Consider the following 20,044-nt stretch of genomic DNA (forward strand, 5'->3'; position numbering starts at 1 on the left):
GAGACCGGTTTCCCGCGAAGCGCATCATTCGCGGTGCAGCTCAAACGCCTGCGATAACAAGGTGATGAGGACCGTCAGGGATGCGATGGTTCGCCATCGGCTGGAAACGTATGATGCGCGTGCCAGTCGTTCCCCTTCCGAGTCAGTCGAACCGAGTTCAGGCCCAGCGGCTCGGGAGCAACGCCGCGCATGCGCGACCAAAGCTCAACCCAGGCGGGCTCACAGGTAACGGTGACCACGCAAGGGTCATCCGGCCCGTTGGGGAACCAGGTGCGCAGCGACTCCTTCCAGATGCTTTGCTTCAGCGCGGTCTCCGCGGAGACTGCCGGAACGGTCCCAATCGTTACGTATCCTCGATCAACCATACTGAGGAAGGACAGACTGATCGTCTTCCCTTGGCGAATCTCCAACGCTTTGCGCGTTCTCGAGTCGGTCATGAAACGAATCGTGAGATCGCTCCCGATCTCCAGAATCTCAACGACCCTGGCGTTGATTTGACCATGAGCGTCGTTCGAGCACACAAAACAGAAGGTGCAATTGGCGACGATTTCGTGCGCTTGTTGAAGGAGTCGATTTGCATCCATGATGACGTGCGAAAGCGTTTCAGGAAAACTTCTAAAGCCACGGAATAGCGTCAGTCCCACCGCAGATGCAGTGACTTCGCGTGCAACACCATTCAGTGCACTACGGGCAACTGTATACGACGTGCATTATTTTGGCAACACCGATCCAGCACTCCGAATGCGCGAGCAATCTCGTTCGAGTACCGCGCGAACCGGTCGTGGAAAGGGAAGCCGGAGGCAAGCAGCAGGAAAACGGCAAATGGATGTCGACGTTCGGCCGCGGCACGCCCGAGGAAGTCGAGCGCTTCCCTGGCGCGGGCCGGCGCGGCATGCGCGCGACGATCACTCCCCGCCGCGCGCCACCTGCCGCCGGACCCGCGCGTGCGCGCCGAGCGCGGCCGCGATCGCATCGACCGCATCGGCTGCGCGCGCCGCGCCGCACATGAACGCGTCGACCGCGGCGAACCCGTGCTCGGGCCACGTATGGATCGTGATGTGGGACTCGGCGAGCAGCACGACGCCCGTCACGCCATGCTCGCCGCCGAAATGATGGAAATGCGCGCCGATCACGCGCGCGCCCGCGCGTCGCGCCGCGTCGGTCAGTACCGTTTCGAGCCGCGCGGCATCGCGTAGCAGCATCGCATCGATGCCGTCGAGATCGGCCAGCACGTGCGAGCCGAGTGTCGCGCGCGGCGCGGCGATTGCGGCGCCCGCCGTCATTTGTGCGACCCGTACGACGAGTAGCCGCTGCGGGCCGACGAACTGCCCCACCCGCTCGTTCCTCCGCCGCCGCCCGGCGGCGAGCAGCTGAACAGGGTCACGACGATCGTCGCGTAGATGCCGTACAGGATGTACTTGGTCACGACTCGCCTCCATCCGACGCGAATCCCTTCCACACCCATTCGGGCAGCCACAGGACGAACAGGCCGAGCAGCACATACACCGTGCGGCCGTTGAACGCGAACAGCTCGTCGAAGTTGAGGAACACCAGCAGCGCGCTGAACAGGATCGGCAACGGCGCGAAGCTATGCGGGCGCTTGCCGTTTGCTTCGGCATCCTTGCGCTTCGCGGCCTTGGCCGCAGTCGCAGCCGCCGCGCCGCCGGCCGCGAGCGCCGGCACGCCGAAGCGCTCGGCGAGCTTGCCGGCCGAGATCCGCTGCGCGCGCGACCAGACGATCTCGTTCGCGCTGCGCTCCATCGTCAGCTTGTCGTTCTGCCAGCCGTAGTCGACGATCGACGTGCGATCGCCGACCTGCACGCGCCAGTTGAACGCGCCGACCACGTACACGACTTCCGACGCATACGCGTCACGCTTGCGGTAGGTCTTGCCGCCGTCGGTGACTTCGGCGTCGTCGCCGATCGTCGGCCAGTGGTCGAGCACGCTGACGCGCTCCCAGCGCCCTTCGCTCTGCACGAGCCACAGAAAGCCGCGTTTCGGGTGCAGCAGCAGGTATTCGTCCCACGTCTCGTTATCTCCCGGCACCTTGCAGCGCATCATGCCGATCACCGTATACTTCGCGCCGTCGAAGGTGCCGGCCGCGCCGAGCTCCAGCGCGCCCTTCACCGCGTCGAGCTCGCGCTGCTTCGCGAACACGGTCTGCTGCTCGGCCGTGCACTGCACACCCGCATGGCACGAGCCGCACACGACGTAGTCGGCGACGTTCGGCGCATACGACAGCGGCGCGCCGCAGCTCGGGCACGCGAACGCCTGCATCTGCAAGCCGCGCGGCTCACGCGTGTCGGCTTCGACCTCCCGCAGCCCGGTGAACGCCAGCGCGTCGAACGTCATCGCCTCGCCCGCATACAGCGCCGGACGGCCGTCGCCGCCCGCATCGGAGTAGTCGAACGTCGCGAACGCGCTGCCGGTTCGCAGGTCGGCGACACGCGCTTCCCAGCCTGCGTCGACGCGGAACGGCAACTCGCCGTCGCCGCCCGTGCAACGCGCGGTGCGCACGTCCGAAACCAGGTAGCGCAAGCCGCCGTGATTGATCTGCATGCCCGGCTGCAGCGCGTTGAAGGCGGGCCACGAGCCGAGCGCGTCGTCGGGCTGGCGGACCGTGATCGCATACTGGCCGGATGCATCCGACAGCCAGCCGAACGCGCCGTCGTCGAACACGACATACCATTCGCTCCACGCGCCGGCGTCGTAGGTCAACTCGATCCGGCCGAGCACGGTGAACGCACGCTTGCCATAGCGGCCGGCGGCGCCGATCTGCACCGGCGACGCGTCGTCGACCACCGCGGCCAGCTCGCCGATCCGCTCGACGTCGGCGCCGCGCTTGAGCAGCGTGCTGCGGCAAAACGCGCAGACGGCCATCACCGCCGCCGCCGAGCGGAACGTGACCGGCGCGCCGCACTGGGGGCACGAAGTGCTGAACATGCGGGACGCTTATTGAGTGAGTTTCGCGAGAATCTCCGCCTTCGCGCGCGCGTATTCGTCGTCGGTCACGAGCCCCTTGTCATGCAGCGCCTTGAGCTGTTCGAGACGCTGCACGTAATCGACGCCGGTCGCGACACCGGGCGCGGCCGGCGGTTGGGCGGTTGCGGCCGGTGGCGCGCTGCCGGCGATCTGGCCGGCCATCGCCTGCCCGATCGCCGCGCCGGCCGCGAGGCCCGCGCCGACGCCGGCGATGCCGCCGGGGTTCTGCGCGGCGAGCGGAATCGCCTGCGCGGTCTGGTATTGCGTCGCGCGGCCGAGGTCGCCCGCCATGCTCGCGCCGATCCGCAGGTCGAGCGCCTTCTGCAGCTCGGCCGGCAGCGACACGCTCTCGACCACGAACGCGTCGAGCGCGAGACCGTAGCGCGTGAACGCCGGCACCAGCGCTTCGGCCACCCGGTGCGACAACTGCATCTGGTTCGCGGCCATGTCGACGAACGGGACGTCCGCCGAGCCGAATGCGGTGCTCATCGCGGTCACGACGAGGTTGCGCAACTGCTGCTCGAGATCGTCGACCGTGTATTGCGCGCGCGTGCCGCTGATCTCGCGGTGGAACGCGAGCGCGTCGACGATCCGGTACGAGTAGACGCCGAACGCGCGCAGCTGCACGATGCCGAATTCGCGGTCGCGGATCGTCACCGGTTGCGCGGTGCCCCAGCGGCGGCCGAGCTGCAGCCGCGTGCTGAAGAAATAGACGTCGGACTTGAAAGGCGACTGAAAGAGCTTGTCCCAGTTCTGCAGGTACGTGAGCACCGGCAGCGTCTGGGTCGTCAGCGTATGGAGGCCCGGCTGGAACACGTCGGCGACCTTCCCTTCGTTGACGAACACCGCGACCTGCGATTCGCGCACGGTCAGCTTGCCGCCATACTGGATCTCCTGGTCTTCCATCGGATAGCGCCAGGCGAGCACGCCGTCCGTGTCTTCCGTCCACTGCAGGACGTCGATGAATTGCTTGCGGATGAACGAACCGAAACTCATCAGGGTCTCCTCGAAACGCGCGCGGCGTCAGGTCAGGCAGGCTGCGTTGATGATGCCGACGACCAGCGACGCGGTGCCCATCAGGCCGCCCATCGCGGCGTTGCGGTCCTCGATCGCGTGGTTCATGCCGGGCATCAGGCGGGTCAGCGCCACATAGGTCAGCAGTTGCACGAGCATCGCGCCGATCGCCCACAGCACGACCGCGCCGAGCGTCGAGTTGTGCGCGATGCTGGATGCGAGCGTGAGGCAAAAGCCGACCAGCGCGCCGCCGAACGACAGCGTCGCGGCGACGTTGCCGTCGCGGATCAGCGCCAGTTCGTCGAACGGGGTGACCTTCAGGTACACTGCCGCGAACGCCAGGAGCAGCACGAAAGCCGACAGTAAATGAACCGCATAAGAAAAGGCACTATTCATTCTTTTCCTCGGATTGTGTGCTCGATTCGCCGGCCGGCGGGTGGCCGCCCCACGGTTGGCCGGCCCGCGGATGGCCGCCCCGCAAAAATCCGCGCCAGTATATCCACATTGCCGACCCCGGCACAACGGACGCACCATGCTGCATAGGCGCGCGCTCGTCCTGTCGATCCTGGTGCTCGCATCGTGCGGGCTCGGCTACGAACTGATCAGCAGCGCGCTGTCGAGCTATCTGCTCGGCGACTCGATCCTGCAATTCTCGTCGGTGATCGGCTGCTACCTGTTCGCGATGGGCGTCGGCTCGTGGCTCGCGAAGTTCGTCGACGACGACGACGTGCTCGACCGCTTCGTCGACATCGAGCTGCTCGTCGGCCTGCTCGGCGGCGTGTCGGCCGCGCTGCTGTTCGCGGTGTTCGCGTGGCTCGCGGCGCCGTTCCGCGCGGCGCTCTACGCGCTCGTGTTCGCGCTCGGCGTGCTGATCGGGATGGAGATCCCGCTCGTGATGCGCGCGTTCCAGCAGCGACGCCAGGCGTTCCGCCATACCGTCAGCGAAGTGCTCAGCTTCGACTATCTCGGCTCGCTCGCGGTGTCGCTGATCTTCCCGCTCGTGCTCGCGCCGCGCCTCGGCCTGCTGCGCACGAGCTTCCTGTTCGGGATCCTGAACGCGCTCGTCGCGCTGTGGACGATGCACCTGTTCCGCGACGAGATCCGCCGGGTGCGCGCCAAGCAGATGCGCGCGTCGCTCGTGATCGGGCTGCTCGCCGCCGGCTTCGCGCTGTCGGGGAAAATCACGCACTGGGCCGAGCACGGCGTGTACGGCGACGAGACGATCTATGCGGAAACCACGCCGTACCAGCGCATCGTGCTGACGCAGTGGCACGACGACATGCGGCTCTACCTGAACGGCAACCTGCAGTTCTCGTCGCGCGACGAGCATCGCTATCACGAGGCGCTGATCCACCCGACGCTCGACGCGCTGCCGTGGGCGAAGCGCGTGCTCGTGCTCGGCGGCGGCGACGGCCTCGCGGTGCGCGAGCTGCTCAAGCACCGCAATCTCGAGCGGATCACGCTCGTCGACCTCGACCCGGCGATGACGCGGCTGTTCTCGACGTCCGCGCCGCTCGTGAAGCTGAACCAGCGTTCGCTGAAGGACCCGCGCGTGCACGTGATCAACGACGACGCGGTGCGCTGGCTCGAAGCGAATGCCGACGTGTACGACGCGATCGTCGTCGACTTCCCGGACCCGACCAACTTCGGCCTCGGCCGCCTCTATTCGGTGCCGGTGTTCCGGCTGCTCGCGCGGCACCTGTCCGAGAACGGCTATGCGGTGATCCAGTCGACGTCGCCGTATTTCGCGCCGCACGCGTACTGGACGATCATCGCGACGCTGCACGAGGCGGGCCTCAATACATGGCCGTACCACTGCTACGTGCCGTCGTTCGGCGACTGGGGCTTCGTGATCGCCGGCAAGCGCCGCGACTTCACGGTGCCGACGCATTACTCGGTGCCGACGCGCTGGCTCGACGCGCAAACGGCCGCCGAGATGTTCCACTTCCCCGCCGACATGCCGGCGCTGCCGATGTCGCCGAACGAACTCAACGACCAGCCGCTCGTGCGCCGCTTCGACGACGACTGGAAGCACGTGCTGCGCTGATGGACCGCCGCACCTTCATCGTCGCGTCCGCCTCTGCGTCGCTTGCCGCCTGCGGCCGGCTCGGCTGGATCGAGACGACGCCGCGCATCGACTATCCGGGCATGCGCGAAGGCCACGCGCTGCGCGATCATGCGGCGCTTCCGCCGCCGTCCGGCACGTTCGAGACCGACATCGCGATCCTCGGCGCGGGCGCGGCCGGCCTGTCGTGCGCGTGGCAGCTCGCGCGCGCCGGGCACCGCCGCTTCACGGTGCTCGCCGGGCCGGAATTCGGCGGCAATGCGGCCGGCGGCCGCTTCGGCGAGCTCGGCTATCCGAAGGGCGCGCATTACCTGCCGCTGCCGTCGCGCGAATCCGTGCATCTGCGCGACATGCTCGCCGACCTCGGCGTGATCGAAGCCGCGCCGTTCGCCGCGCGGCCGGACTACGACGAACGCGCGATCGTGCACGCGCCCGACGAGCGGCTCTACATCGCGGGCCAGTGGCAGGACGGGCTCGTGCCGACGATCGGCATCGGCCAGGACGAGCTCGCGCAGCAGGCGCGCTTCTTCGCGTACACCGATGCGCTGCGCACCGCGCGCGGCAACGACGGCCGCAAGGCGTTCTGCATTCCGCTCGCCGAATCGTCGCGCGACCCGCGCTGGCGCGCGCTCGACACGCGCTCGTTCCGGCAGTGGCTGCTCGACGAAGGCTATACGGCGCCGTCGCTGCACTGGTACCTGAACTACTGCTGCCGCGACGACTACGGCGCGGGCTACGAGCATGTGTCCGCGTGGGCCGGGCTGCACTACTTCTCGTCGCGCGCCGGCCATGCGAGCGATGCCGGCGACGGCGCGGTGCTGACCTGGCCCGACGGGCTGCACACGATGGTGACCAGGCTGTCCGCTTCGATCGCCGCGCGCACCGGGTCGCACGACTGGTCGCAGGCCGGCTTCGCGGTCCGCGCCACCGAGCGCGCGGGCGGCGTCGACGTGCTGTGCGCGCGCGTCGACAACGGCGCACTGACCACCTTCACGCTGAGGGCGCGGCGCGTCGTCTGCGCGATGCCGCTGTTCGTCGCCGCGCGCGTGTTCCCGCAGCTGCGCGAATACGGCTTCGAGCCCGCGCGCGACCTGCCGCCGCGCGCGCCGTGGCTCGTGTCCAACTTCCTGCTCGACGGGATGCCGGCCGAGGCCGCCGGCGCGCCGCTCGCGTGGGACAACGTCGTCTACGGCGGCGCGGGGCTCGGCTACGTGGTGTCGACGCACCAGCTGATCCGGCTGTCGCCGCCGACACGCTCGGTGTTTTCCGCGTACCAGGCGCTGAGCACGCGCACGCCCGACGACACGCGCCGCTGGCTCGCCGCGGCGAAGCCGGACGAGCTGCGCGACCAGGCGGCGACCGACCTGCGCGCGGTGTACGGCCGCGCGCTGTGGAAGCACGCGAGCGCGCTCGAGATCACCGTGCGCGGCCACGCGATGGCGACGCCCGACGTCGGGTTCCTGAGCCGACCGGGGCTGCTCGCGCTGCGCGACGCCGACGGGCCGGTCGTGTTCGCGCACGCGGATCTGTCGGGGATGTCGCTGTTCGAGGAGGCGTCGTACTGGGGCATGCGCGCCGCGCAGCGCGTGCTCGCCTGACGGACCCCACCGCATGCTTTACAACTTGCTTTCAGCCAGCCGGACACCCGCAGTTCTGTCATTGCGGAGCCGCCGGCAGCCGCTATAATCGCGCCACATTCCGACTGCATCTTGCAGGCCGACGGCACCGCGCCGCTTCGTCGAGCGCAGCCGCATTCACGCGACAACAAGAATGAACCGAACCGTCCAACGCCTTCGCCCGTTCGCAGGCGCCGCCGCGCGCGTGCTCGCCTGCGCGGCCCTGCTCGGCGTGCCGCTCGCGCTGCGCGCCGCAGACGCCGCGCCGGCCGCCAGCGCACATGCTCCCTACATCGTGATCGACACCGGCCACACGCCGGCGCGCCCCGGCTCGACCGGCGCGAGCGGCCGCGTCGAATACCTGTACAACCTCGAGCTGTCGGGCGCAGTCGCCAAGCGGCTGAGCGACGACGGCGACCGCGTGCTGCGCACGTCCGCGGACGGCCGCGAGATCAAGCTGGAACAGCGCTCGACGCAGGCGCCCGATGCCAACCTGTTCGTGTCGATCCATCATGACTCGATGCAGCAGCAATTCATCGACGCCGGCCGGCAACGCGAATTCCACGGCTTCTCCGTGTTCGTGTCGGAACGCAATCCGCATTACGAACAGAGCCTGCGCTGCGCGAAGGCGATCGCCGGGAAGCTCGTCGCGGCGGGCGAAACGCCGTCGCTCTATCACGCGCAGCCGATCCGCGGCGAGAATCGTCCGCTGATCGATCCGCACCTCGGCATCCACCGCTTCGACGACCTCGTCGTGCTGCGCACCGCGCCGATTCCGGCCGTGCTCGTCGAAGCCGGCGTGATCGTCAATCCCGACGAGGAGAAGCGGCTCGCGCAGCACGATACGATCCAGCGCCTGTCCGCCGCGATCGCGGGCGGCATCGAGGCGTGCACCGCGTCCGAATGACGACGCGACGCGCGTGCGTCACCGGTTTTTACCCAGCCAGGAGCATCCACATGAAAAAGAATCTGCTCGCCGCATCCTGCGCGCTGTTCGCGCTTGCCGTTCCGTTCTCCGCGCACGCGGCCGGCTGTGCGAAGCCGCACAGCGCATTCGACCAGGTGTACTGCAGCAGCACGCAGTTCTCGCAGCTCGACCGCGAGCTGAACGACCAGTACGGCCGCCTGCGCAAGCAGCTGAGCGGCGACCAGCAGTCGTCGCTGAAGACGGGCCAGCTCGCGTGGCTGAAGCAGCGCGACGACAAGTGCAGCTATACGCGCGACGACGGGTATTACGTGAACCTCGAGTGCGCGATCGACATGACGCAGTCGCGCCTGTCGTTCCTGCGTGAGCGCGATCGCGAATGCTCGAGCACGGGCTGCGTGTCGTCGAAGATCGGGCAGTAAGACCTTTAGCGCCATCGTTGGGACCGGGATCCGCACGCTCGCGATTCCGGCATCCCTGCCGCGCTCCAAACGTACTGTCCAGGGCCAATGCACACACTCATGCACAACGGTATCGCCCCCATTGGCGTGTTCGATTCGGGCCTGGGCGGATTGTCGGTTGTCGAGGCGATCCGTCAGCGGCTTCCCGGAGAAGCCATCCTGTATATCGCGGACTCCAGGTACGCGCCCTATGGCCCGAAGTCCGATGCGTTCATCCGGGCGCGCAGCCACGCACTCACGGAATGGCTGGTGCAACAGCGCGCGAAAATGCTGGTGATTGCATGCAACACGGCAACGACGCATGCCGTTTCCTATCTCCGAAGTCAGTTCGCGATCCCGATCATCGGCGTGGAACCCGGGATCAAACCGGCCGTGCAGACCTCGGTTTCGAAAGTCGTCGGCGTGCTGGCGACAGCCGCAACGCTGCGCAGCCAAAGATTGCAGGCGCTGCTCTCGGAGAACGATCACGCGTGCCGTTTTGTATGTCAGGCGGGGCATGGCCTCGTCGAACAAATCGAACAAGGCGAAGCCACGGGATCGATCGTCGAGGCGCTGCTCGAAGAGTATCTGAAGCCGATGATCGACGCAGGCGCGGATACGCTCGTGCTGGGCTCGACGCACTATGCGTTGCTCATACCGAGCATTCGACGGGTCTTCGGCACTCAGTTCCGCTTGATCGAGACCGCGACCGCAATCGCACGACGGGTCGACCATCAGCTTGCCGAGTTCCAGCTGCACAACGATGCGAATCCCGTCGACGTCGCGCCCCTGCAATTGTGCTCGACCGCAACATCGGCAGAGCAACGGCTGCCGCTGGCTCGACTGGCCCAGGGACTGGCGCTGGCCGGACACCGGGTGGCCGCCATCGACATCGAGACAAGCTGACCGGTCATCCGGCGCGCCTCACAGAAACCACCGATACTCCCGCGCCCCGATCTCGTTCATGAAGTCGATCTGCTCCTGCCGCTTGTTTTCGCAGTAAACCATCACGAACTCCTTGCCGAGGCCCTCGCGCACAGCCGGATGATCCTGCATCGCGGCAACCGCCGACAGCATGTCCTTCGGGAAAGCGATGCCGCTGCCGCGATCGTCGTTGAGCGGCGCGATCGGCTCGTTGCCCGCGTCGAGTCCGTATTCCATCCCGGCCAGGATCGCCGCCAGCACGAGATACGGATTCGCATCCGCGCTCGCGAGGCGATGCTCGATCCGCAGGTTGCCCGCGTCCGATTCGGGAATCCGGATGCATGCGTCGCGATCCTCGAATCCCCAGCTCGCGCGGCTCGCCGCGTTCACCATCGACCCGTAGCGGCGGAACGCGTTGTGGTTCGGCGCGAACACCGGCATGCAGTGCGGCAGCAGCGCGAGGCAGCCCGCGACCGCATGGCGCAGCGGGCGCTGCCCGTCCACCGCGAGCAGGTTGCGCCCCGCTTCGTCGTACAGGCTCACATGCACGTGCATGCCGCTGCCCGGCGCATGCAGGTACGGCTTGCCCATGAAGCTCGCGCGATAGCCGTGCTTGAGCGCGACGCCGCGCGTGCTGCGGCAGAACAGCGCCGACCAGTCCGCCGCGCGCAGCCCGTCGTCGGTGTGGCCGAAGTTGATCTCGAACTGGCCGGGCCCAAGCTCGGCGGTGATCACCGTCGCATCGACGCCCTGCTCGCGCGCAGCCTCGACCATCTCGTGCAGCACGTCGGCGAACCGCGACAGGCGCTCGATATGCATGTTCGGCTGATCGTCGCGGTCGTCGCTCAGGCGGTCGCGCGGATACTGCGGCAGGCCGTCCGCGAGCTGCGCGGCGAACAGGTAGAACTCGAGCTCGAACGCGACGACCGGGCGAATCCCGCGCTTCGCGAAACGCCGCAGCACGCGCGCGAGCACTTCGCGCGGCTCGAACTCGATCGGCGCGTCGGTGCCGTCGGAGCTGATCAGCATCTGCGCGAGCGGCTGGCTTTCCCAGCGCACCGGCTTCAGCGTGCCGGGAACCAGCCGGCGCGGCGCGTCCGGGTCGCCGTCGTTGAAGCAGTAGTCGCCGATCTTGTACAGGCCGCCTTGCGTGCCGAGCAGCACGCAGTTCTGCGGCAGCTTCAGCAGCGCGCCCGTTGCGACCTTCTCGAGCGCATCGATCGGATAGCGCTTGCCGTAGAAGTGGCCAGGCAGGTCCAGGCAAATCAGGTCCACATAGCGGATCTCGGGGTGCGCGTGGCGGAATGCACGGACTTCATCGACCAGCGCGGAAACGACGTCAGCCATGATTTATCCTTTCGTTCGAGTGCGACGATGCCGCAACGCGGCGAAGCGGGGTCGAACGGCCGGCGCAGCGCCGCACGCCCTCATCGATCAGTACGTCAAACCATGTGCGTCGAACGCGGCATGTCGCCGCGATGACGGCTCAGGTGAACACCCAGATGACCCGCGTGGGTTGGTCGGTCAGGTTCGCGTAGCGGAACCGCTTGTGCGCGGGCAGCTGGAACGCATCGTTCGGGCCGAGCGTGACGGGCGTGTCGTCGCCGTCGAGCCAGATCGTCAGTTCGCCTTCGAGCACGAAGCCGCCCTGCTCGTCGCTGTCGTCGACGGGCCGGTCGCCGCTGCTCGCGCCCGGCGCGAGATGGCTCTCGAGTACCGAGAAGCGCGCGCGCATGCTCGGCGACACGAGGATGTCCGTGATGCCGGCCGCGTAGTACACGGTGCGGCGCTCGCCGGGCCGCGTGACCCACGGCACGGAGCGCGGCTTGTCCAGGCTGTAGAAGTACGTGGTCGGCACGCCGAGCGCCTCGCCGATCGCGGTCAGGTCCGCGACGGTCGGACGCGACAGCCCCCGCTCGACCTGCGACAGGAAGCCGACCGAGCGGCCGATCCTGTCGGCCAGCTCGTTCAGCGTGACCTTGCGGTGCTTGCGCAGATCGCGGATCAGGATCGCCAGGCTTTCGATTTCTTCCTGTTCGTTCATCGTGTGTTCCAGTGAAAGTCAGACGGTGTCGCGCAGCCGGTACCAGGCCTTGCCGAGCGCCTCCAGCGGCGCGGCGAAGCGGCCGCCTCCGGGGAAGCGCGGGTTGCGGATGCGCTGGTACAGCGCGAGGAGCCGGTCGTCGCCGAGCACCGCGTCGGCGACGGCGCGCGCGCCCGCGAGCGTCGGCAGCACGCCGTGGCCGGAAAACCCCTGCAGCCAGTAGCGCTGCCCGCGCCGGCCGAGGTCCGGCGTGCGGCGCATGCTGATGTCGATGTGGCCGCCCCATGCGTAGTCGAGCGGCACGCCGCGCAGCTGCGGAAACACGCGTTCGAGAGGCCGCCGCGTCGCCGCCGCGATGTCCGCGGGAATCCCGCCGAGATACGTGCAGCCGCCGCCGAACAGCAGCCGCGAGTCGGGGCTCAGGCGGAAGTAGTCGGGCACGAACTGGTTGTCGATCACGCAGCTGTTGCGCGGCAGCAGCGTGCGCGCGACCTCGGGGTCGAGCGGCGCGGTCGCGACCTGGTAGGTGCCGACCGGCAGCAGCCGGCGCGACAGGTCGGAATCGAGCCGGTCGACGTACGCATTGCACGCGAGCACCAGCACGTCCGCGCGCGCTTCGCCGGCGGCGGTGCGCGCGACGTAGCCGCCGGCCGTCTCGCTCAAGTCGAGCACGCGGCTCTGCTCGAAGATGCGGCCGCCGGCGCGCTCGATCGTCTGCGCGAGACCGAGCGCGAGTTTCAGCGGATTCAGGTGCCCGGCCTCCGGGTCGTAGAGCGCCGCGAGATAGCGCGCGCTGCCGATCCATTCGGGCATCTCGGCTTGCGGAATCACGCGCAGCCGGTCGTAGCCCCAGCGCTCGGCCGCCTCGTCGCGCGCCTGCGCGAGCATCGCGACGCGGCGCGGCCGCACCGCCGCCCACAGGCTGCCCGGCCGGTAATCGATGTCGAAGCCGTGGCGCGCCGGCAAGTCGCGCACCTCGGCCGCGGCCCAGCGCATGCTGTCCCATAGCGCGCGTGCGCCGTCGCGGCCGAGCGCGTCCTCGAGCGGCGGCATGTCGCACGACCAGCCGAGCAGCGCCTGCCCGCCGTTGCGGCCCGACGCCGCCCACGCGACCCGGCTCGCTTCGAGCATCACGACGCGCTTGCCCGCGAGGGCAAGGCGCAGCGCCGTATGCAGCCCGCTGAAGCCGGCGCCGACGACCAGCACGTCGGCGTCGACACGCGACTCCAGCACCGGACGAACCGGGATCGGCGCCGGGTGCGTGCCGGCGTAGTAGCTTGCGACGTGGCGATCCGACTGCAGGAACATGCGCGCTCCCATGAAATTTCTGTCGAGAAATTTCATGAAAAACTAGCATGACAATTTCACGAAGGCAAGCGCGCGACTCGCCTCGCACGGATGCCCGATGCGAGGCGAGATTTTCGGTGCGCTGTCCGCCTCGCGCAGGACAGCGCGGTTTACGGGTGGCCACTCACACTTCGTCGCCCTTGATGCCCGACGCTGCGTCGATCGCCACGCACACCCGCGTCGAGCGCATCTCCGCGCTCAGGCTTTCAGCACCCCGAAGATCTCGCTCAACATCGACTTCGCGTCGCCGAACAACATGCGGTTGTTGTCCTTGTAGAAGAGCGGGTTGTCCACGCCGGCATAGCCCGAGGCCATGCTGCGCTTCATCACGATCGAGGTCTTCGCCTTCCAGACTTCCAGCACCGGCATGCCGGCGATCGGGCTCGCCGGGTCGTCCTGCGCCGCCGGGTTCACGATGTCGTTCGCGCCGATCACCATCGACACGTCGGCCTCGGGGAAGTCGCCGTTGATCTCGTCCATTTCGAGCACGATGTCGTAAGGCACCTTGGCTTCGGCCAGCAGCACGTTCATGTGCCCCGGCATGCGGCCTGCCACTGGGTGAATCGCAAAGCGCACGTCGACGCCCTTTTCGCGCAGCAGCTTCGTGAGTTCGAAGACCGTGTGCTGGGCCTGCGCGACGGCCATCCCGTAGCCGGGCACGATGATCACGCGCTTTGCTTCGCGCAGCAGCTCGGCCGTTTCCGAAGCGCTCACCGCGACCGCCTCGCCGGCCGGCTGCGCACCGCCGCCTGCTGCCGCGGGCGCGCCCGCGCCGGTACCGAAGCCGCCCGCGATCACGCTGATGAAGTTGCGGTTCATCGCGCGGCACATGATGTACGACAGGATCGCGCCCGACGAGCCCACCAGCGCGCCGATCACGATCAGCAGGTCGTTGCCGAGCATGAAGCCCGTGGCCGCCGCCGCCCAGCCCGAGTAGCTGTTGAGCATCGACACCACGACGGGCATGTCGGCGCCGCCGATGGCCATCACCATGTGCACGCCGAACAGCAGCGAGATCACCGTCATCACGACGAGCGGCGTCATGCCGTCCTGAATGCTTTCCGCATGCAGGAACGTGCGGCCATAGGCGATCACCACCAGCAGCGCGGCCAGGTTGAGCCAGTGCCGCGCCGGCAGCAGCAGCGGCTTGCCGCCGATCTTGCCCGACAGCTTGCCGAACGCGACGACCGAGCCCGCGAAGGTCACCGCGCCGATCAGGATGCCGACGTAGATCTCGACTTCGTGGATGGCCTTCTCGGCGCCGGTGAACTGCACCGACGTATCGATGTAGCTGGCGAAGCCCACCAGGCAGGCCGCGAGGCCGACCAGGCTGTGCATCAGCGCCACCAGCTCGGGCATCTGCGTCATCTGCACCTTCTTCGCGGCGATGAGGCCGACGGCACCGCCGACGACCAGCGCAGCGACGACGTACGGAATGCCCTCGGCCGACACGCGCGGACCGAGCACGGTGGCGAGCACGGCGATGAGCATGCCGATCATGCCGAGCAGGTTGCCGCGCCGCGCGGTCTCGGGATTGGCCAGCCCGCCGAGGCTGAGGATGAAGAGGATGGCCGCGCCGATGTAGGAGACGGTAGTCAGGTTGGAACTCATTGTTGTCGCCCCCTTATTTGCGGAACATCGCCAGCATGCGCCGCGTCACCGCGAAACCGCCGAACATGTTGACGGCCGTGAGCGTCAGAGCGCCCACCGCTAGGCCCAGGATCAGCCCCGACGGCCGGTCGCCCGCGCCGCCTGCCAGTTCGCCCAGCGGAGGCGCGACCTGCACCAGCGCACCGATCGCGATGATCGACGAGATCGCGTTGGTCACGCTCATCAGCGGCGTGTGCAGCGACGGCGTGACGTTCCAGATCACCATGTAGCCGACGAAGCACGCGAGTACGAACACCGTGAAGTGCGACAGGAAGCTGGCCGGCGCATACTGGCCGACCAGCAGGAAAGCCAGCGCGCCGATCGCGAACACGATCGCGAGCGCCTTGGCCGACATCGGTTCGCCGCTGTGGCCGTGGCCTTTCGACTTCGCTGCTGCGGCCGCTGCGGGCACGGCCGCTTGCGGCTTGGGCGCGACGGCCGCCTGCTTGATCGGCGGTGGCGGCCACGTGACGTTGCCCTCGTTGATGACGGTGAGGCCGCGGATCGCGTCGTCGTCGAAGTCGACGTTGATCGTGCCGTCCTTGGCCTTGCACAGCTCCTCGATCACGCGCAGCAGGTTGTTCGCATACAGCGTGGACGACTGCCTGGCGAGGCGCGACGCGAGATCCGTGTAGCCGACGATGGTCACGCCGTGGCGCACCACCGCCTCGCCGGGCACCGTGAGTTCGCAGTTGCCACCCTGTTCGGCGGCCATGTCGACGATCACGCTGCCGGGCTTCATCGACTGCACCATCTCGGCCGTGATCAGCTTCGGCGCCGGCTTGCCGGGAATCAGCGCGGTGGTGATGATGATGTCGGCGTCCTTGGCCTGCTGCGCGTACATCGCGCGCTGCGCCTGCTGGAAGCCCTCGCTCATCACCTTGGCGTAGCCGCCGCCGCCCGAGCCTTCTTCCTCGTAGTCGACCTTGACGAACTCGCCGCCCAGCGACTTGACCTGGTCGGCCACTTCGGCGCGCGTGTCGTTGGCGCGCACGATCGCGCCGAGATTGGCGGCGGTGCCGATGGCAGCCAGGCCCGCCACGCCGGCCCCGGCGATGAACACCTTGGCCGGCGGAACCTTGCCGGCAGCGGTGACCTGCCCGTTCAGGAAGCGGCCGAACGCATGCGCGGCCTCGATCACCGCGCGGTAGCCGCTGATGCCGGCCATCGACGTGAGCGCGTCCATCTTCTGTGCGCGCGACAAGGTGCGCGGCAGCGAATCGATCGCCAGCACCGTGGCCCGCTTGGCGGCCAGCTGCTGCATCAGCTCGGGGTTCTGCGCCGGCCAGACGAAGCCGATCAGCGTGCCGCCGTCGCGCATCAGCGCCACTTCGTCGCTGCCCGGAGGGCGCACCTTGAACACGATGTCGCTGCCGGCCCAGAGTTCGGCGGCCGAAGCCACGACCTCGGCGCCGGCCGCGCGGTAGGCGTCGTCGTCAAAGTTCGCGGCCGCGCCGGCGCCGCTTTGCACGGCCACCGGGAACCCCAGCTTGATCAGTTTCTCGACCACCTCGGGCACGGTCGCCACGCGCCGTTCCCCAGTGGCTGTCTCCAGAGGAATTCCAATCCGTAATGTCATATTGAGAATTATTCGTAGTGGCCGTCGCAAGGATCTCGGGCCGGCCTGTCAAGCTACCAGATTCAAGTGTGGATTGTGTGGCGGGCGCTCGGCTGCGGCGCACGAACCGACTCCGCATTGACCATCACGCCGCCGCTCTGCGCCCTCATCATCCTGCCCGCCTCTACCGACATGAAGAAGTCGCCGCCGCGTTGTCGACGACGACAATCCGGCTCCCTTGCCAAACGGATCGGAGGTGCCAAGCATATCGAGCGTCAGAGTCTTCCTGAAATTTATCTTTTGAATCGAGCGGCATTCATTTCGTGAATCCCCTGCCGGGATGCGCTTGACCTGCGGCGTGACCGCGATCGGGGCATCGGAGCGCGCGTCACGGCTTCATCGACCGGATAGCATCAGCGTTCGCCTGCAAGACGTGGAGCGTCGACGCGTTCGAGACCCTGCTCGCGAACCCCGACGCCCGTGACCTGATGAATCTCGCGTTTCAGTCGATCCGTGAAAGCTACGTGCGGTTCCAGCAGTTGCTGGCCGACATCCTGCGCGATGCCGCCGGCGCCCGCCAGACCGACGAATCTCCCGACGAACTGGCGCGCGTGATCGTCTTGTTACCCAAACGAAACGTGTTTCGGGCGAACCGCCCCGCAATCGGTCACGACTGAAACATTTTCAGCCGGCCAGCTTTCATTACGTAACGTTACTTCAACGGAATGAAGGGCTTCCGGCCGCTGGCACATAGTTCGCTTTCCAAATCAACCGGATTCGAGCGCACGCATGGCGGCCGTCCCCGCCCGCATGCGCAATCGATCCGCAGTCGTCCGTTCCCGCTCACTCCCGGCCGGCCGGATCGAAATATCCTGGCCCGTACGGAAGCGTTCCGGTTCGAACGCACTGGCGTTCGCGGCAACGGCCCGGCCCGACATGCCGGACCGTTCGCGCCGCCCACCTGATCATTTCTGAAACGCGCCGCATCACACCGGCGGCGTCGGGAGGACACCATGCAAACCCTTGGACCGAAACGGTCGTCACGCTGGCCGGGCGTCGTGCTCTGCGGCGTTTTCTCGGCGCTGGTCGCGGCAGCCGCGATCGCGCCGCCGAACGCATACGCGGACGGCAAGCCCCCACCGCACGGTCACGGCCAGCTTCCGTCCGGCAAGGAAGCCTGGGGCAAGCCGGCCTATCCGCCATCGGGCCCGCATCCGGGCGACACCGTCAACAAGACGACGACGAAAAATCGGACTTCGAACCAATAACGACAGACGCCACACCTTTCTCGAATGTCGGGGGACTCGTCCGAACCTTCGGACACGACGCGTGAGGATTGACATGAGCGTTTTGCGAACACTATCCCGCCGGTTCGGGCCGCTGGCGCGCTGTGCGGCCGCGACAGGACTGCTTGGGGCGGCCGGCGTCTGCCATGCGGTGCCGAGCGATGCCCAGATCGACCTGAAGATCCTGATCGTCGCGAGCCAGCAGGCCGGCAGCTCGCCCGAACTGACCGCCGCCCAGTCGATCCTCGATCGCGTGGGCATCCCGTACACGGTCTACGCGTACGACACCAACAACCCGACTCTGCCGCCGCTGGAAAACGGCGACCACGCGCTGTACCAGGGCATCATCCTGCCGATCAGCGACTACCGCTACATGAACCCGTTCGCCGGCGGCGCGCTCGCGCAGACCCTCGCGCGCTACCAGTTCAAGTACAACGTGCGGCTCGCGAGCTTCTACACGTGGCCGAGCGACAGCGGCTGCCTGCAGTACGTCAACTACCAGGACACGACCGCGACGCCGCTGTCGTCGCTGCTGACGTCGACGGGGCAGAGCCTGTTCCCATACATGAACGCGGGCACCTCTTCGGGCAATCCGCTGACGATCGCGAACGCGTGGACGTATTTCGCGTCGCCGGCCAGCCCGCTGCCGATCGGCACGACCGTCACGCCGATCGTGCAGGCCACCGGCCCGGGCAACACGACGTACTCGGTCGGCGCCACCTGTTTGTTCGCGAACACGACGCCGCTCACCGGCGACAGCGCGTCGCGCGAGACGATGTCGCTGATGTTCGACAACAGCCAGTACCTAACGCACTCGATCACGCTGTCCTACGGAATCGCGAACTGGCTCACGCGCGGCCTGTTCGTCGGCAGCCGCCACGTGTACGTCGATCCGCAGGTCGACGACAACGGCATTCCCGACGAGATCTTCCCGTACGCGCAATCCGAGGCGACCGGCCTGTGGTACGACGCGAGGACCGGCGCCACGACCAGCACGACCCCGCCCGGCCAGTGCCCGCTCGGTTCGACGAACCCGTTGACCGGCCTCACCGCGTGCGAATACCGGACCACCGGCGCGGACTTCGCCAACGCCGTGACCTGGCAGTCGCTCGTGAACACGACAACCCCGAACGCATCCGCGGTCAAGCTCTCGCTGGCGTTCAACGGCGAAGGCTACAGCACGGTGTATGGCGGCCAGGGCCTCTACCCGCCGGGCGGCATCGATTCGCTGTCGCTGCAGACGGCCTTGCAGCAGGGCAGTTTCAAATGGATCAGCCACACCTACGACCACGAACTGCTGGATCCGCCGTATACGACGACCGCCGCGCAAGTCCAGGCCGAGATGCAGAGCAACGTGAAGGTCGCGAACAGGTTCAGGTTCACGAACTTCAGCAAGTGGACGCTCGTGACGCCGGAAATCTCGGGGCTGTACAACCCGACGACGCTCGGCGCGCTCGTCGCGTTCGGCACGCAGGTGCTCGTATCCGACAGCTCGAAGCCGACGCCGCCCGTCGGCACGGCCGGCTGCCCGACGAACAACAGCGGCGTGGCCTGGGCGCTGCCGGCGTTCAATGCGGGCAAGTACAACTGCGTGAACCAGGGCATCTTCGAAGTGCCGCGCTACGCGACCGCGCTGTTCTACAACGTGTCGCAGCCGTCTGAATGGGTCGCCGAATACAACTACTTCTACGGCGCGAACGGGATCGACCCGACCCGCTGGGGCTATGACCTGACCTACGCGCAGGTGCTCGACAAGGTGTCCGACCAGCTCGTCGTCTACCTGCTCACGTTCGACAACCGGCCGCTGATGTTCCACCAGACGAACCTGCGTGCGTACAGCGGCACGAGCACACTGCTGGGCGACCTGCTGAACGCGACGTTCAAGAAGTACGACACGTACTACAAGAACCTGCCGATCCAAAGTCCGTACCTGTCGACGATCGGTACGCTCGCGAACCAGCGGATGGTGTACGACTCGTCGAGCGTCGCGGCGACGCTCACGCCCGGCAAGTCGATCGTGGTCAGCGCATCGCGCACCGACGGGAAGTCGGTCGCCGTGCCGGTGACGGGCGTCACGTTCGGCGGGTCGACCGAAACCTATGGCGGGCAGAAGATTTCCAACCTCACGCTGCTGCCGGCAACCGCCTATACGACGCAGATCACGCCGGCGCCGGCGTGGCAGTGAGCGCCGTC

Annotated in this window: 20 protein-coding genes; 9 read left to right on the forward strand and 11 right to left on the reverse strand. The window is 67.5% G+C overall.

Annotated elements, in window-relative coordinates:
* Nucleotides 1-74: 74 nt before the first annotated feature.
* The 6 genes from B7P44_RS28560 to B7P44_RS28585 all read right to left on the reverse strand — a co-directional run bounded on the left by B7P44_RS28560 (nt 75) and on the right by B7P44_RS28585 (nt 4,392).
* Entirely contained in the window at nt 75-584 is a 510-nt protein-coding gene (locus tag B7P44_RS28560) for a pyridoxamine 5'-phosphate oxidase family protein (RefSeq protein WP_084909231.1), read from the reverse strand.
* Nucleotides 585-905: 321 nt separating this feature from the next.
* The gene (speD, locus tag B7P44_RS28565; protein ID WP_084909232.1) at nt 906-1,283 is read right to left on the reverse strand and encodes an adenosylmethionine decarboxylase; all 378 of its coding nucleotides are present in this window, start codon (nt 1,281-1,283) and stop codon (nt 906-908) included.
* Nucleotides 1,280-1,426 carry a hypothetical protein gene (locus tag B7P44_RS28570; protein ID WP_231716738.1) on the reverse strand — a complete coding sequence of 49 codons (147 nt, stop codon included), beginning with the start codon at nt 1,424-1,426 and terminating at the stop codon, nt 1,280-1,282. Before B7P44_RS28570 ends, speD begins: the two co-directional genes overlap by 4 nt.
* Complete coding sequence (locus tag B7P44_RS28575; RefSeq protein ID WP_084909234.1) at nt 1,423-2,943, reverse strand: DUF4178 domain-containing protein; 1,521 nt, start codon at nt 2,941-2,943, stop codon at nt 1,423-1,425. Before B7P44_RS28575 ends, B7P44_RS28570 begins: the two co-directional genes overlap by 4 nt.
* Before the next feature lie 9 nt (nt 2,944-2,952).
* On the reverse strand, nt 2,953-3,978 hold the full coding sequence (locus B7P44_RS28580) for an SPFH domain-containing protein (protein WP_084909235.1): 1,026 nt from the start codon (nt 3,976-3,978) through the stop codon (nt 2,953-2,955).
* Nucleotides 3,979-4,005: 27 nt separating this feature from the next.
* A complete protein-coding gene (locus B7P44_RS28585) occupies nt 4,006-4,392 on the reverse strand; it encodes a DUF350 domain-containing protein (protein ID WP_084909236.1) in 387 nt (128 codons plus the stop codon).
* A gap of 136 nt (nt 4,393-4,528) precedes the next feature.
* Between B7P44_RS28585 and B7P44_RS28590 the strand changes: the two genes are divergently transcribed.
* The 5 genes from B7P44_RS28590 (at nt 4,529) to murI (ending at nt 9,948) form a co-directional block, all read left to right on the forward strand.
* Nucleotides 4,529-6,043: a polyamine aminopropyltransferase gene (locus B7P44_RS28590; protein WP_084909237.1), complete on the forward strand. Its 1,515-nt coding sequence runs from the start codon at nt 4,529-4,531 to the stop codon at nt 6,041-6,043.
* Entirely contained in the window at nt 6,043-7,659 is a 1,617-nt protein-coding gene (locus B7P44_RS28595; RefSeq protein WP_084909238.1) for an NAD(P)-binding protein, read from the forward strand. Before B7P44_RS28590 ends, B7P44_RS28595 begins: the two co-directional genes overlap by 1 nt.
* A gap of 172 nt (nt 7,660-7,831) precedes the next feature.
* On the forward strand, nt 7,832-8,584 hold the full coding sequence (locus B7P44_RS28600) for an N-acetylmuramoyl-L-alanine amidase family protein (protein ID WP_084909239.1): 753 nt from the start codon (nt 7,832-7,834) through the stop codon (nt 8,582-8,584).
* A gap of 50 nt (nt 8,585-8,634) precedes the next feature.
* Nucleotides 8,635-9,024: a lysozyme inhibitor LprI family protein gene (locus B7P44_RS28605; RefSeq protein ID WP_084909240.1), complete on the forward strand. Its 390-nt coding sequence runs from the start codon at nt 8,635-8,637 to the stop codon at nt 9,022-9,024.
* A gap of 99 nt (nt 9,025-9,123) precedes the next feature.
* A complete protein-coding gene (murI, locus tag B7P44_RS28610) occupies nt 9,124-9,948 on the forward strand; it encodes a glutamate racemase (protein ID WP_231716739.1) in 825 nt (274 codons plus the stop codon).
* Between the two features lie 18 nt (nt 9,949-9,966).
* Here murI and B7P44_RS28615 read toward each other — a convergent pair whose 3' ends face one another.
* The 5 genes from B7P44_RS28615 to B7P44_RS28635 form a co-directional block, all read right to left on the reverse strand.
* Nucleotides 9,967-11,313, reverse strand: coding sequence for a glutamine synthetase family protein (locus tag B7P44_RS28615; protein WP_084909242.1), 1,347 nt, complete (start codon nt 11,311-11,313; stop codon nt 9,967-9,969).
* A gap of 139 nt (nt 11,314-11,452) precedes the next feature.
* Nucleotides 11,453-12,010: a helix-turn-helix domain-containing protein gene (locus B7P44_RS28620; RefSeq protein WP_042588360.1), complete on the reverse strand. Its 558-nt coding sequence runs from the start codon at nt 12,008-12,010 to the stop codon at nt 11,453-11,455.
* An 18-nt stretch (nt 12,011-12,028) separates the two neighbouring features.
* Nucleotides 12,029-13,318 carry an NAD(P)/FAD-dependent oxidoreductase gene (locus B7P44_RS28625; RefSeq protein ID WP_084909243.1) on the reverse strand — a complete coding sequence of 430 codons (1,290 nt, stop codon included), beginning with the start codon at nt 13,316-13,318 and terminating at the stop codon, nt 12,029-12,031.
* Nucleotides 13,319-13,555: 237 nt separating this feature from the next.
* The gene (gene pntB / locus B7P44_RS28630) at nt 13,556-14,968 is read right to left on the reverse strand and encodes a Re/Si-specific NAD(P)(+) transhydrogenase subunit beta (protein ID WP_084909244.1); all 1,413 of its coding nucleotides are present in this window, start codon (nt 14,966-14,968) and stop codon (nt 13,556-13,558) included.
* A gap of 13 nt (nt 14,969-14,981) precedes the next feature.
* Nucleotides 14,982-16,586: a Re/Si-specific NAD(P)(+) transhydrogenase subunit alpha gene (locus B7P44_RS28635; protein ID WP_084909245.1), complete on the reverse strand. Its 1,605-nt coding sequence runs from the start codon at nt 16,584-16,586 to the stop codon at nt 14,982-14,984.
* Between the two features lie 117 nt (nt 16,587-16,703).
* On the opposite strand from B7P44_RS28635, the gene B7P44_RS37995 reads away from it, so the two are divergent.
* The 4 genes from B7P44_RS37995 to B7P44_RS28650 all read left to right on the forward strand — a co-directional run bounded on the left by B7P44_RS37995 (nt 16,704) and on the right by B7P44_RS28650 (nt 20,036).
* Nucleotides 16,704-16,892: a hypothetical protein gene (locus B7P44_RS37995; RefSeq protein ID WP_133117936.1), complete on the forward strand. Its 189-nt coding sequence runs from the start codon at nt 16,704-16,706 to the stop codon at nt 16,890-16,892.
* Nucleotides 16,893-17,053: 161 nt separating this feature from the next.
* Nucleotides 17,054-17,242: a hypothetical protein gene (locus B7P44_RS28640; RefSeq protein ID WP_084909246.1), complete on the forward strand. Its 189-nt coding sequence runs from the start codon at nt 17,054-17,056 to the stop codon at nt 17,240-17,242.
* Nucleotides 17,243-17,578: 336 nt separating this feature from the next.
* Nucleotides 17,579-17,833, forward strand: a complete 255-nt coding sequence (locus B7P44_RS28645) for a hypothetical protein (RefSeq protein WP_231716740.1) — start codon at nt 17,579-17,581, stop codon at nt 17,831-17,833.
* A 73-nt stretch (nt 17,834-17,906) separates the two neighbouring features.
* On the forward strand, nt 17,907-20,036 hold the full coding sequence (locus B7P44_RS28650) for an Agd3-related carbohydrate deacetylase (protein WP_231716741.1): 2,130 nt from the start codon (nt 17,907-17,909) through the stop codon (nt 20,034-20,036).
* The last annotated feature ends 8 nt before the right edge of the window (nt 20,037-20,044 follow it).

This window comes from Burkholderia ubonensis subsp. mesacidophila, assembly GCF_002097715.1.
Lineage (GTDB): Bacteria > Pseudomonadota > Gammaproteobacteria > Burkholderiales > Burkholderiaceae > Burkholderia > Burkholderia mesacidophila.